Annotated in this window: 12 protein-coding genes and 1 tRNA gene; 4 read left to right on the top strand and 9 right to left on the bottom strand. The window is 55.4% G+C overall.

The annotated features are described in order from the left end of the window. Window positions 1-112 precede the first annotated feature (112 nt). Together B4M48_RS09640 and B4M48_RS09635 are read left to right on the top strand one after the other, a co-directional pair. Window positions 113-1,702, top strand: coding sequence for a PTS transporter subunit EIIC (locus tag B4M48_RS09640; RefSeq protein WP_039384533.1), 1,590 nt, complete (start codon window positions 113-115; stop codon window positions 1,700-1,702). A gap of 723 nt (window positions 1,703-2,425) precedes the next feature. Then, window positions 2,426-2,500, top strand: a tRNA-Lys gene (locus B4M48_RS09635). Between the two features lie 975 nt (window positions 2,501-3,475). Here B4M48_RS09635 and B4M48_RS09630 read toward each other — a convergent pair. The 3 genes from B4M48_RS09630 to B4M48_RS09620 all read right to left on the bottom strand — a co-directional run bounded on the left by B4M48_RS09630 (window position 3,476) and on the right by B4M48_RS09620 (window position 5,059). Next, on the bottom strand, window positions 3,476-3,961 hold the full coding sequence (locus B4M48_RS09630; protein ID WP_224144702.1) for a hypothetical protein: 486 nt from the start codon (window positions 3,959-3,961) through the stop codon (window positions 3,476-3,478). Window positions 3,962-4,510: 549 nt separating this feature from the next. Next, window positions 4,511-4,717 carry a hypothetical protein gene (locus B4M48_RS09625; protein ID WP_288656491.1) on the bottom strand — a complete coding sequence of 69 codons (207 nt, stop codon included), beginning with the start codon at window positions 4,715-4,717 and terminating at the stop codon, window positions 4,511-4,513. A 24-nt stretch (window positions 4,718-4,741) separates the two neighbouring features. Further along, a complete protein-coding gene (locus B4M48_RS09620; protein WP_039384526.1) occupies window positions 4,742-5,059 on the bottom strand; it encodes a hypothetical protein in 318 nt (105 codons plus the stop codon). 523 nt (window positions 5,060-5,582) lie between these two features. On the opposite strand from B4M48_RS09620, the gene B4M48_RS09615 reads away from it, so the two are divergent. Both B4M48_RS09615 and B4M48_RS09610 read left to right on the top strand, forming a co-directional pair. Then, window positions 5,583-5,747 carry a hypothetical protein gene (locus tag B4M48_RS09615; protein WP_158448517.1) on the top strand — a complete coding sequence of 55 codons (165 nt, stop codon included), beginning with the start codon at window positions 5,583-5,585 and terminating at the stop codon, window positions 5,745-5,747. Window positions 5,748-6,020: 273 nt separating this feature from the next. Beyond that, window positions 6,021-6,917 (top strand): LysR family transcriptional regulator, encoded by an 897-nt coding sequence (locus B4M48_RS09610; protein ID WP_039384523.1) that lies wholly within the window; start codon window positions 6,021-6,023, stop codon window positions 6,915-6,917. On the opposite strand, the gene B4M48_RS09605 is transcribed toward B4M48_RS09610, so the two are convergent. The 6 genes from B4M48_RS09605 to sapB form a co-directional block, all read right to left on the bottom strand. After that, window positions 6,908-8,029 (bottom strand): CMD domain-containing protein, encoded by a 1,122-nt coding sequence (locus tag B4M48_RS09605; protein ID WP_039384520.1) that lies wholly within the window; start codon window positions 8,027-8,029, stop codon window positions 6,908-6,910. The two genes, B4M48_RS09610 and B4M48_RS09605, sit on opposite strands and share 10 nt — an antisense overlap. A gap of 194 nt (window positions 8,030-8,223) precedes the next feature. Continuing rightward, on the bottom strand, window positions 8,224-9,012 hold the full coding sequence (gene fabI, locus B4M48_RS09600; RefSeq protein ID WP_039384517.1) for an enoyl-ACP reductase FabI: 789 nt from the start codon (window positions 9,010-9,012) through the stop codon (window positions 8,224-8,226). A gap of 141 nt (window positions 9,013-9,153) precedes the next feature. Then, a complete protein-coding gene (gene sapF / locus B4M48_RS09595; protein WP_039384515.1) occupies window positions 9,154-9,957 on the bottom strand; it encodes a putrescine export ABC transporter ATP-binding protein SapF in 804 nt (267 codons plus the stop codon). Further along, window positions 9,957-10,952 carry a putrescine export ABC transporter ATP-binding protein SapD gene (sapD, locus tag B4M48_RS09590; protein ID WP_039384513.1) on the bottom strand — a complete coding sequence of 332 codons (996 nt, stop codon included), beginning with the start codon at window positions 10,950-10,952 and terminating at the stop codon, window positions 9,957-9,959. Before sapD ends, sapF begins: the two co-directional genes overlap by 1 nt. Continuing rightward, window positions 10,952-11,842 (bottom strand): putrescine export ABC transporter permease SapC, encoded by an 891-nt coding sequence (sapC, locus tag B4M48_RS09585; protein ID WP_039384510.1) that lies wholly within the window; start codon window positions 11,840-11,842, stop codon window positions 10,952-10,954. Before sapC ends, sapD begins: the two co-directional genes overlap by 1 nt. Further along, a complete protein-coding gene (gene sapB / locus B4M48_RS09580) occupies window positions 11,829-12,794 on the bottom strand; it encodes a putrescine export ABC transporter permease SapB (RefSeq protein WP_071668853.1) in 966 nt (321 codons plus the stop codon). Before sapB ends, sapC begins: the two co-directional genes overlap by 14 nt. Window positions 12,795-12,797 lie beyond the last annotated feature (3 nt).

Raw genomic sequence — 12,797 nt, 5'->3', positions numbered from 1 at the left:
GGCGGCAAACTGTGATCTACTTCAAATTACCTCAGCTCTGAGAGACACGCGGCTGCGTAAGCAGCGTAATAGTGGCTAATAATTGCTCTTTCACCGTGTGAAGGAGCGCGTCATGAAACAACTCACCAGCCAGATCCACGCGTTTGGTAAAGCGCTGATGATGCCTATCTCGGTTATCGCCGCCGCTGGCATATTTCTCGGACTGGCCGCTGCGCTGCAGAACCCGGCGATCACCGGTGAAGCCTTTGCACAGATGCAGGTGCCACAGCTGATCATCGGCTTTATCCGCAAGGTTGCCGGTGCACTTTTTGCCAACCTGCCGCTGTTCTTTGCCGTTGCCAGCGCAATCGGGCTGGCGAAAGCGGAGAAACCCACGGCCGCTTTTGCCGCCGTCATTGGTTATCTGATGATGAACACAGGCATCAGCGCCACCCTGGCAGCCAAAGGGCTGACCGCCGCAACCACCACGCCGCAGGCGCTGCAGCAGGCGGGGATGGATCAAACCAGCGCGATGATGCTGTCGGCAGAATATATCCAGATGCTGGGCATTTTTACCTACAACATGAGCGTACTGGGCGGGGTGATTGCCGGGCTGCTTACGGTAGTACTGCACAACCGCTTTTATACTCAGCAGCTTCCGGTGGCGATCAGCTTTTTTGGCGGACGCCGTTTTGTGCCGATTATTACCGTGGTTGTGCTGCCGCTGGCGGGCGTGCTGCTGGCGCTCATCTGGCCAACTATCGGAGCCGGTATTGCCTGGGTCGGAGAGATGATTGGTAAAAGCGGGCAATATGGCGCCTTTCTGCTGGGAGCGTGCGAACGGCTGCTGATCCCGACCGGCCTGCACCATATTCTGAACGAGACGGTGCGCTTTACTCCGATTGGCGGGATGGCCACCGTCGAGGGACAGAGCGTCGTCGGCGCGCTCAATATCTTTAACAGTTCGCTGACGCATCCGGGGGCGATTCCGGATGACACCGTACGCACCGCCACGCAGTTTCTGGCGCAGGGCAAAATCCCGGTCATGATGTTTGGTCTGCCGGCCGCCGCCCTGGCGATCTACCATACGGCCCGTCCGGAGCATAAGCAGCGGGTAAAAGCGCTGGTGCTGGCGGGGGCGCTGACCTCATTTACCACCGGTATTACTGAGCCGCTGGAGTTCTGTTTTATCTTTGTCTCACCGGTACTTTATGTGCTGCATGCGCTGCTGACCGGCCTCTCGTTTATGCTGATGTCGATGCTGCACCTGATGATTGGCAACGTGCAGGGCGGCGCTATCGATCTGGTGGTATTCGGCATTCTCGGCGGCAGTAAGACTCACTGGTGGTGGACGCTGGTGCTGGGTGCCTGTTACGCGCCGCTTTATTACTATCTGTTTCGCCTGGTCATCACGCGTATGGGGGTAGAGACGCCGGGACGCGAGAGTGAAGATGAGCAGAAAGCGCCGCAGGTCACGGCAGACGAGCGTACCAGAGTCATTATCAGCGGTCTGGGCGGCGAAGCGAATATAGAGGAAGTCGATTGCTGCTTTACCCGCCTGCGGGTACGCGTCAAGGCAATGAATGAGGTAGTTGATCAGACGCTGCTTTCCACCGGAGCTAACGGCGTTAACCGCGTGACGGAACATGATGTGCAGGTGATCTATGGCCCGCAGGTTGAAAAAATTGCGAATGAAGTCAAACAGGCGCTCGGGGTAAGCTGATTTGTAAGCCTGCTAATAGTGAGGATCGCAATCATTGTTAAAAGCGTCGGGCGGATATTTGCGATAGTAACGCTGCCCTTTCAAGAGCTAAGCCATTGCGAGTGCCGGAGATAAGCGCCGGGTAGGGCATTACCCTGAAGCTGCCTGCGGGCAGCTTTTTTGTGCGCAGCGCTTACCGGTTATGAAGCGCAGAGTGCATAAAAAAACCCACCTGTCGGTGGGCTGGCTGAGAACAACGCTGGCTCTTTATCCTGTAAACGCACTTACAGGAATCAGTAACACGTACCGCCAGCATGGTGCGAGCCGGTACCGCCGTGAGGGTGGGTCCCTTTAGGACAGGCAACCGCTGCCGTTGAAAAAACAAATGCTGCAGTTAAAACCAGAAGCGTGGCGACTTTTTTCATTTTTATAGTCCTTTTGCTGTGTGCAATCTTTGCACACCTAATGTATCAGAATAATCCTATAAGTAAATGTTTATTTATCATTAATGCTTATGAGTTATCCCCCAGCCCGTATCGCTTACCGGCTCAGGCAGAGCCAGCTGACAGCTGGCCAGACCGCGCTTGCCCCTCTATTTTGCTCTGCCCCGGCATCGTCGGGTAACCAATATGTTATAATCAGGTCATACGTTAAATTGCCTTCGCGGGCAGTATCAGTTTGCCATCGGGTAAGGCTCACCAGCTGCTTTAACAGCAATCTGAAAACGTCTGGCACCGCAGTTATCCGCCGTTAGCTCATTGGACAGAGCGCTGGCTACTTAGGGCAGAGAGCGGGGTTAAAATCCCCGACGGCGGTCCAGCCCGATTCGTTGATCACCGAAGCTCTGCATCAGCCGCGCTTTTATATTGCCGCCGGCAACGTCTTCAAAGTTTGCGCTCATTACCTCAAACAGATGATCACTTCGGGTCGTACATAAACGTTATAACGAAGGATTTGGCCCTGCATAAGTTATTGACAGGTGAAAAAGAGGTATAAAAGAACAAATTTACCTCTGTAGTCATTAATTTAATAACAGGCTCTCTTTATTATCCCTTAATATCCCGGGCACTAAGGGCTTAAGCCTTATTTATTGCCCTGACCTGCCCCTCATAATGCCGGCAATTCGTACCTGAATCCCTGAAATCAGTACATAACATCGGGTACTTTGAGTAATTAAAATCTATGTACTAACCGTAAAAAATAGCACTTACAGATACTTAATCATGGTCGTTCATGGGTAAAGAGCATGAAAAGGTTTCTGAGAAAACCGATCGTGACGAGCTATCCGTACGGATTTGCAAAAAGGGCAAAGTGGTTTTTCACATGCACTACCGGTTACTGATAAACAGCGGCAAGTTGACGCGGGCGGCTATCCGGCACTCAGCCTTAAAGGGGCCCGTGAAGAATCAATCAACATCGGGCGTGAACCGGAAGAGGGCATGGATATTTACACGTACCCTGCTGCGCGCTATAAAAAAATGTCACAGCTATGACTGCTGAAAAGCTTATACGGGGATGGGACAGGGTTTACGCGCGGGCTAACCTGAAAGATGCTGCCGGAATTCTCCGTTCGTTTAAAATTCGTATGTCTCTGAAAACCGGCCATTTACCTCATGAGTCTGCTGGCAGGCATACATGGAGTGAGTTAATCAGGGAGATACCCAGGAACGTTCCGGGTATTACCAGGCGAATAGTGACATTTCATGAACCGGCACATTCATGAGTTGTGCGCCAGGATGGCAGAAGCGACCCCGGTACAATCCCTGAAAGCGAACGATTTTGGTATAAAGAAGCTTACGAAGCGTGTTCCTGATGATGACGAAATCCGGACCATTTATGGAGCGTTTGACAATACTGCAATGCGGCGTAAACCAAAGCGCCCTCAAAGTCATACCCAAAAGCATGTGCGTAATCGAGGATGCGGATAACGGCATCAGCCAGTTTAACCTCTGCTATCTTGCGATACGGCAGGTGGCCATCCATAAGATTTTTACGCTCTCCCTCTATGGCTTCACTCATTTCTGAATGAACTAAACACAGCAGCGTGCCTTTCTCTCGTGGGTTATCACAGTAACCGGCCTCTCCATTCTGCTGATGAGTTACTTCTGAAACGCTTTTATAGCCGTAACACCTTCTCACGCAGAGCGTGATAAAGATTAATGAGTGGGTAGTCCGATTTGGGCTAACAGGTACGAAAGATAAAAGTGGTATTTCTAATGCAATATATTTGCTTTTGATTTTTTTTGGCCTACAGTTGATAGGCTTTACTTTATCCTCCAAAGATATACGGCGGTCTTTTAACCTTTCAGGAACAGAGTGGACACACACACAGCCGTATCAGCTCAATTGTCCGAGCTAATTCAATTCCTTACGACTAGCGAGAGAGTAACAGCTAGTGCAGAAAATAATGAAGAGATGATGGAAATGTACCTCGTTTTGGGTGCACTTCTGCAATGGACATATCAGGTGAAAATTAAAGCCTAATTTTCGAACCACTCGACACAATGTTGAACGCAGCAGGCCCACCAGGTGCGGGTCTGCTGGACGTTTCACATATTCCTCTCCGGCTCGTCTTTGGTCAGATAACTTCATGCTCTTCTCTGCATTCCCGGCTGCGGTAGCTGTATCCATCGCGGGAAGGTTCCCCGCAGTCCCCATTACGGCAGAAGGGGGACCGCGGCTCCGGGCGTGGCCGGTTAGCCATAGCAATTTCTGCATTGACTATCTCAGGGTCTGACGCATCATCTGCAATGTCGGATATTATGATTCTCCGGATATCAGATATAAAAAAAACCGCCTCAGGGACGGTTGGTTAAATCTTATCCGGTGTTATGCAGGCCTTACTGAAGCCTTTGCTGGATGTCCATCAGGGCCATAATCATGAGTGTGGTCTGGGTCAGGCCCGATGATAACTATAAAATCTTCTCCTTTCCCATTACGCATCAGCGTCACCAGATCCCCGGCGCAGGGTTTGGTATCAAAATCATGTACCTCTTCAGCGCCGGTATCCTCGAAAACCACGTTAATTTTCATCATTCAGCTTCCTTTTGATAAACCGCCTTAGCGAGCAGCTTCTGCGGCTTTTTTAGCGTCATATTTTCGTCGTATATCAATCATTCTGATATAGAAGTCATACAACTCTTTGCGCATATGCTGCTTCATTTCATCAGGCAATGGCTCTTGCAACTTCATCCACTCATTAAGTTCAGGCTTGCATTGTGCGTAAGCATCATCAACGACTTTCTTCGGCGGGATACGGGTCTCAATGAAGGGGATGGTGTGGTCATTCAGGCATCGAACCTCTGGAGTATAGAAGCTTTGACCGTCCGCCATGACTGCGCTCGAAACTAAAATTCCTGATAGTAAAATCCATTTCACAACTTATTTCTCCTCGTTCTGATAAACCGGGTCCGTACTGCGCGGGAACTGCAGGGCGGCGTTCCTGTAATGCTGCAGGCATTAGTGATTTGATTAATGTGCTCTGACACAGGTCAGCCTTGATTAATCTGGCGCGGCGTTATGCCGCAACTATGTGTATGCACTGGCTGTCATTGGTCGTCATGCCGGAAAGCAGCATTGAAGAATATACCTCTGACGTATCCTGATCAGATCCACCGTTCGATACTGCTGTGTCTATACACAGTTATCATCAGAGCAGGATTTGATCATGCTACCGGGTAGCAGATTAAAGAAGCATTCATCAGTTTCATGAAGCGCGCGCCATCAGACCGCTGCATCGTCATCACTGGCGACGTTGCAGAGAGGCTGGGGCGCGTTAACTGGCACCTCACAAAGCAGCCAATGACCGGGTACGGAGCGACACGACGACCTTCCGCGACGCTTCAACGCAGGAGGGTGAGCATATGACGTGGTTCCGGTTCAACGCTGACGGTGGCCTCTGATGGGATTCACTTCACCGGCACACGACTCCATAGAGCCGCGGCTCAGCCTCAACCCGGTATTCATCTCCAACCCGGCGACCACGTTCCGCGTGGATATCCCGGATGGTTTTCTGCTGGTTGACTCAGCCGCGAAGGTAAAACCGGGAAACAGGATTGCGTATTAGTGGAACGGCTACTCCGGGCTGGGGAAAATATACCGCAACAGCCTGGTGACAGAAGAGGTCGAGGTGATCGAAAGTGAGCCGCTGAATGATGTCATCGTAATGAGAAGGTAACGTGCGAGATGCGGAACAGAGATGTTTCATTTTGACATTCATGCTGAGCTACCTGATGATCCGCACTCTGTATCTGAGCAATTTTTTATTTATTACGCAGGTTAGTACATAATAATTTTATCAGATGTTTTATAGTTCATAAGTCATTGATAGGTAATCAAAATAGACATAAAACAATTAATTTACCTGTGTAATCTTGAGCGGGAGCGCCATTTTGGTCGGGCGGCAGAAGCGAGTTTTGTCAGCCAGCCCACGCTCTCAATGCGGCTCAAAAACCTCGAGCGTGAGCTGGGGTTATCGCTGATTAACCGCAGTAATAACTTTGACGGCTTTACCCCGGAAGGTGAACGGGTGCTGACCTGGGCGCGGGAAATTGTTTCCGTCTATCAGGGACTGAAGCTGGAGGTTGAATCTCTCAAACATGGCGTAAACGGCACGCTGCGGCTGGGCGTGATGCCGCAGTGCAGCGTGGCGCTGCCGGCGCTGCTTAAAGCGGTCGAGACGCGCTATCCTCAGCTGGACTATCGCGTCGCGGCGATGAGCGCCGATCAGCTACTGGAAGCGCTAAACAGCCATACCGTCGACGGCGGGATCGGCTTTTTTGAGCTCACCGCTCTGCGCGAACTGCATTTTCAGACGGCACTGCTGAACGACGGCGGGGTGGAAGCGATTTTTAACCCGCAGCACTTTCCGGCGCTGCTGAAGCAGCAGCGGCTCTCACTGCATACCCTGGCGGCGCAGCCGCTCTGTCTGGCTGAACCCACGCGCTATTTCCGGCGCTATCTGGACGGGCAGCTGCGCGAAACCGGCCTGCTGCCGCGTGTAATAGTTGAGAGCGCATCCATTATGCAGCTGCTGCAGAGCGCGCAGGTTGGCCTCGGCGTGATGGTTTCACCGTGCGGGCATCTGCTGCCCGAACTGTTGCAGAACCTGGCGCGGCGCCCGATCGATATGGCACCAATGGGACGACAGGCTGCGCTGGTAATCGCAGAGCCGGGACGTGCCTCACCGCTGGCGCAGCACTTTTTTGATGAGGCGCGCCGCCATCTTCATGACTGACGCGTCTCTGCCAGCGCCATAGTAAGCCGGTCTTCCCAGCTGGCCAGCGCCACTCTCTGCAACAGCGTAAACAGGGCGGTATGATCCCAGCCGCTGTTGATCAGCGGCTGCAGGTGGGCGGCACTAAACCGATCGGGCTGACGCGTCAGCTGCCCGCTCAGCGCAGCCACCGCGTCGCGATTATGCGCAGCGTCAGCCAGTAACACTTCCCGCCGCTCACCGGCATAGCGTGTAAAACGCTGACGACAGCCGTGAATACGCGCGCTGACCGCCAGCGCCAGCGCCTCCGCCTCAGGGTTAACCGGCATCAGCTGCTGTTTCAGGCGCTGCAGGCCGCTCAGAACCGGCGCATCATACATCAGCAGCCAGCTCAGCGGCTCCAGATCGCTATCGTTCAGACAGTCAGCCTGCGCGCTCAGCTGCTGCGGGCTGGCGTAACGTCGCTCCAGCGGCTTCAGCCCGGGCGAGCAGAGATTATCTTCAGCAAACAGCGTGGCGCAGGCGTCGGGCGGCACTGATGCGCCGGGGATCCAGCGTACCGGCTGTGCCAGCAGCGCCTGCACGCCAGCCACCATCCGCGCCTGGAATCCTGTGAAACCGATAATCTGGGTCAGCGTAATGATATCGGGCTCTGTCAGTCCCACCGCCTCCAGCGCGCCGAGGCTGTGAGCGTTAATCAGCGCCGGCTGCATCGCCAGCTGACGAGCATACTGCGTCATCTGCGTCAGGCGATTGTTGCTCTCGCGGGAAGAGTCGGGACCGGGGAGCGGGTTGAGGCGCGCTGAGTAGTGATTGCACAGGCGCTGAACGCCCGCTACCTGGGCGACCGTCAGGGCCGCGCTCAGCCGGTCGTAGAGTGTCAGCGTATGCGTGTGCGATGCCGTCAGGCTGTCAGGAAACAGCAGCTGGCTTACATCGCGAGCCGCCAGCAGCGCCGGCTGAAAATGGCGAAACAGCGGCTGTAAAACCGTTGCTTCCTGCTGCAGGCCGAGCAGGAATCGATCGTTAACCAGGGCGGCCTCGGGGACCAGCGGGGCGGTGGTGGAGGTGTATGGGCGAGCCTGGCTTTCATACAGCCAGAGGTTATGGCCGGTAAAACGGCGTTGTTCCATAATCCATCCTTTCGCTAAATTCGGGCTGAGCGTACGACGGGAAATTCTGAAAAGCGTGTCGCCACTCGGGGGCAGGCTTATCGTCGCTGATGGTCATGCGCAGGCAAAAGAATGAAGGGGAATAATTAATATCGAATGGGTATATAGTGCGGTCAGAGAGGGAGTGGGGCGAGTCAGGCTCGCCCCTGCAGAACTTATTTCAGTTCCAGCTCGTTCATTGCAGCGATGCTAAAGCCGCCATCAACGTGAACAACTTCACCGGTGATACCACCTGCCAGGTCGGAGCACAGGAAGGCCGCAGAGTTACCTACGTCTTCAATGGTCACCGTACGGCGAATCGGGGTAACCGCTTCACAGTGGGAGAGCATTTTACGGAAATCTTTGATGCCGGAGGCAGCCAGGGTACGGATTGGACCCGCAGATACGGCGTTGACGCGCACGCCTTCCGGACCCATTGCGTTAGCCATGTAGCGTACGTTAGCTTCCAGCGACGCTTTCGCCAGACCCATAACGTTGTAGTTTGGAATAGCACGCTCTGCGCCCAGATAAGAGAGGGTCAGCAGGGCTGCATTCGGGTTCAGCATCGCGCGGCACTCTTTGGCCATCGCCACGAAGCTGTAAGCGCTGATGTCGTGCGCGATTTTAAAACCTTCGCGGGTCACGGCATTGACGTAGTCACCATCCAGCTGATCGCCCGGGGCAAAGCCGATAGAGTGCACGAAACCGTCAAATTTTGGCCAGGTTTTTGCCAGCTCAGTGAACAGGGCAGTGATGCTCTCATCTTCTGCCACATCGCAAGGCAGAACAATGTCTGAACCCAATTCTTTAGCGAACTCTTCCACACGACCTTTCAGTTTGTCGTTCTGGTAGGTGAAAGCCAGTTCTGCGCCCTGCTTATGCATCGCCTGCGCAATACCGTAGGCGATGGAGAGTTTACTGGCAACGCCAGTAATCAGAATGCGCTTACCGGAAAGAAAACCCATAGCTGTAATCCTTATGGTCATTGTTGTTGGCGGTCGTGATGATTAAAAAGTATACGACCGACGTTAATCGACGTGCGGATTCTAGCACGTCTGTGTCAAATACGGTAAACCGCACCGCGTTTTCCGCGAGACGGGCGGCATTCAGAGCGCGCGCCGCCAGGCTTCAGCGGTCAGCGCTTCACCAAAGTGGCTGGCGATGAGCCTTTTGGTCAGCTCATGCAGCGGCGAGGCTAAAACATCTGCGGTGCCGCCGCGCTCAACCACTTCACCCTGATGCATCACCAGCACCTGATCGCTGATATGTTTCATCATGCCAAGATGCTGCGTGACGTAGATATAGGCGATGCCATGTTTCTCCTGCAGCTCCAGCATCAGGTTAACCAGCTGAGAGCGCATGGTCATATCCAGCGAGGCGAGCGCCTCATCGGCCACGATCACCTTGGGCTGCAGAATCAGCGCCCGCGCCAGCGCCAGGCGCTGCTTCTGGCCCGGCGCCAGCATATGCGGATAGTATCCTGCATGGTCGCGCAGCAGCCCGACCTGACGCAGCGTGCTGATAATACGCTGCTCGCGCGCCTCATCATCCAGCTCCGTGTTCAGACGCAGCGGCAGGTCGAGGATCTGACTGACGCGCTGGCGCGGATTCAGCGAGGTCGACGGGTCCTGAAAAATCATCCGGATGCGCTGGCTGCGATAGCCGTAGTCGCCATAGCTCAGCGGATGATCGTCAATCAGCATTTCACCGGCACTGGGAGCCACCATGCCGCTCAGCATCTTGGCCAGCGTGGATTTGCCGGAGCCGTTCTCGCCAATGATTGCCAGCGTCTGCTTTTCACGCAGCGTAAAACTGACATTTTTTACCGCCTCGACGTGCTGGCGACGAAACAGCCCGGTGCGATAGCGATAGGTTTTGCTCAGGTTGCGTACTTCCAGCAGGGTTTCCATTACTGACGCTCCCGGTTAAGCGGAAAGTGACAGGCAAACAGATGCGATTTACTGCCGGTCAGGCGCGGCGTTTCAACGCATTTGCGCTGCGCGTAGGGGCAGCGCGGGCCGAGCCGGCAGCCAATCGGCAGATGCTCCAGCGACGGAATCGCGCCGGAGAGCGTGTTCAGACGGCTTTTGTGCGGTAGCGCGCTGCCAAAATCGGGCATCGCGCGGATCAGCGCCTGCGTGTAGGGGTGGTGCGGCGTGCTCATCAGCTCTTCGCTCTGCGCGGTCTCCACCGTCTGTCCGCAATACATCACGTTAATGCGGTCAGCCCATTTGCTCATGGTGCGCAGATCGTGGCTGATCAGCAGAATCGTGGTGTTGTTATTCTGGTTCAGGCGGCTCAGCAGGCGAAATATCTGCGCCTGGGTGGTAGGCTCCATGGCGTTAGTCGGCTCATCGGCAATCAGCAGGCGCGGCTGATTTGCCAGCGCAATCGCTATCATCACTTTCTGACACTCACCCTCGGTAAGTTCGTAGGGAAAGCTGCGCATAATATCTTTGTGATCGCGAATACCTACCCGGTGCAGTAATTCAATAGCGCGTGCTTTGCGCCAGAACCACAGGCGCTGATACCAGCGGCCCTTATGCGTCCAGCGTGGGATCGCCTGCATCAGCTGGCGGCCGACGCTCTCCGAGGGATCGAGACAGGATTGCGGCTCCTGAAAAATCATCGAGACATTGTGCCCCATGATTTTACGCCGTTCGCGCGGCGAAAGACGCTGCAGATCGATGTCGTCAAACACCATACGATCGGCGGTAACGCGCCAGTTATCTTTCGTTACGCCGCAGATCGCTTTAGCCACCAGGCTTTTTCCGGAGCCTGATTCCCCCACCAGCCCGCGGATCTCTCCCTCGCTCAGCGTCAGGTTAATGCGGTCCACCGCCTTGACCGGCCCTTCGGGCGTCATAAACTCAATCGTCAGATTGCGGATATCCAGTAGCGGCATTATTCAGCTCCCGCCTCAACCGCGCGACGGATACCGTCGCCCAGCAGGTTAACAATCAGGACGCTTATCATTAGCGCCGCACCCGGCAGCATCACCGTCCAGGGCGCAACATAGATCAGCTCCAGCGCATCTCCCAGCATCGCTCCCCATTCCGGCGAAGGAAGCTGTGCGCCCAGGTCCAGGAAGCCCAGCGCGGCGATATCCAGGATTGCCATCGACAGTGAGCGGGTAAACTCACCAATCAGCAGCGGCAGGATATTGGGCAGCACCGCGTTCCAGAGAATGCTGAGATTGCGGGCGCCGTCCAGACGCAGCGCCACAACATACTCTTTCTCCAGCTCATCGTGCACGGCGGTGTAGATCTCCCGTACCAGCCGCGGGATCAGCGCCAGCAGCACCGCCAGCATGGCGTGCGCCAGCTGCGGCCCGAGAAAAGCAACCACGATAATCGCCAGCAGCAGTGACGGAATTGACAGCAGCGTATCCAGAACGTGGTTCATCACGGCGGAACGCACGCCGCGCGTCATGCCCGCCAGAATACCCAGCAGCAGCGCGGCCAGCGCGGCCAGCAGCGTCACCACCAGCGCGGAACCCACCGTCGGCGCCACGCCGCTCAGCAGACGGCTCAGCACATCACGGCCCAGGTCGTCAGTGCCGAGGAAAAATGAGACGTCGCCGTAGCGTGACCAGGAGGGCGGCAGCAGCTGATAGCCCAGAAACTGCTGATCGATGCCATACGGCGCGATCAGCCGGCCAAACAGGCAGAGCAGCAGCAGCGTGCCAAAGCCATACAGGCCGATCATCGCGCCCGTATCGCGGTAGAAGTGATGCCAGCTGAGGCGCAGCGTGCTTGGCAGCCGCTTCTCGGCGTAAACGTTATCGATGGGCATACCACTCCTTGTGCTTTAGCGGGTTCAGGGCGGCGCCAAGAATATCAGAGAGAACGCTGACGATAATCACCAGCCCGCCCGCCACCATTACGCCGGCGGAAATGGCCGCATAATCCTGCTGGCGGATGGCGTTAATCAGCCAGCGTCCCAGACCCGGCCAGTTGAAAACGACTTCGGTGATCATCGCCAGCGTCAGCATGGTCGAAAATTGCAGTCCCAGCCGCGGGATCACCGGTGGCAGGGCGTTATGCAGCACGTGACGGCGGATTACGGTGAAGCGCGACAGGCCGCGGGTAGCCGCCGCTTTAACATAATTTTTATCCATCACTTCACTGGTACTGATGCGCAGCAGCCGGATCACTTCGGTGGTGGGTGCCACGGCGAGCACGATCACCGGCAGCACCATATGTGACAGCGCGCTCAGCAGCATCTCATGACGCCAGCGCGACGGACTCAGCCAGGCGTCGATCAGCGCAAACCCGGTGACATTCTGCACCGGATAAAGCAGGTCGAATCGACCCGATACCGGCAGCCAGCCGAGCGTTAGTGAAAAAAACAGGGTAAACAGCAGCGCCAGCCAGAATACCGGCATGGAAAAGCCCAGCAGCGCCAGCGCGCTGATCGCTCTGTCCGGCCATTTTTTACGCATCACGCCGGCACAGATACCGAGCGGGATCCCGGCCAGCAGCGCGAGCACAAACGCAAGAACGCACAGCTCCAGCGTGGCGGGGAAAACTTCACGCAGCTGCAGATCAACCGGCAGCCCGTTAATGCTGGAGACGCCAAAATCAAACTGCAGCAAACCCTGGGTCCAGAACCACCACGCATCGAGAAGCGACGCGCCTTCGAGCGGCGCGTTTGGGGTGAAATAGCTCAGGCTGAAGCTCACCAGCGACAGCAGAAACAGGGTGATCACCAGCAGCAGCAAACGGCGCAGTAAATAGATAATCATCGG

The sequence above is a fragment of the Pantoea sp. UBA6567 genome (genome assembly GCF_002434165.1).
GTDB classification, from domain to species: Bacteria; Pseudomonadota; Gammaproteobacteria; order Enterobacterales; family Enterobacteriaceae; genus Pantoea; species Pantoea eucrina.
This window is presented reverse-complemented; position numbering and strand designations above follow the sequence as displayed.

What these genes read in the sequence shown, in the direction of transcription:
- sapC (WP_039384510.1), bottom strand. Translation starts at nt 11,842, where the DNA reads ATGCCCATCGATAACGTTTACGCCGAGAAGCGGCTGCCAAGCACGCTG.
- sapD (WP_039384513.1), bottom strand. Translation starts at nt 10,952, where the DNA reads ATGCCGCTACTGGATATCCGCAATCTGACGATTGAGTTTATGACGCCC.
- sapB (WP_071668853.1), bottom strand. Translation starts at nt 12,794, where the DNA reads ATGATTATCTATTTACTGCGCCGTTTGCTGCTGCTGGTGATCACCCTG.
- fabI (WP_039384517.1), bottom strand. Translation starts at nt 9,012, where the DNA reads ATGGGTTTTCTTTCCGGTAAGCGCATTCTGATTACTGGCGTTGCCAGT.
- B4M48_RS09640 (WP_039384533.1), top strand. Translation starts at nt 113, where the DNA reads ATGAAACAACTCACCAGCCAGATCCACGCGTTTGGTAAAGCGCTGATG.
- B4M48_RS09605 (WP_039384520.1), bottom strand. Translation starts at nt 8,029, where the DNA reads ATGGAACAACGCCGTTTTACCGGCCATAACCTCTGGCTGTATGAAAGC.
- B4M48_RS09625 (WP_288656491.1), bottom strand. Translation starts at nt 4,717, where the DNA reads ATGATGAAAATTAACGTGGTTTTCGAGGATACCGGCGCTGAAGAGGTA.
- sapF (WP_039384515.1), bottom strand. Translation starts at nt 9,957, where the DNA reads ATGGAAACCCTGCTGGAAGTACGCAACCTGAGCAAAACCTATCGCTAT.
- B4M48_RS09615 (WP_158448517.1), top strand. Translation starts at nt 5,583, where the DNA reads ATGGGATTCACTTCACCGGCACACGACTCCATAGAGCCGCGGCTCAGC.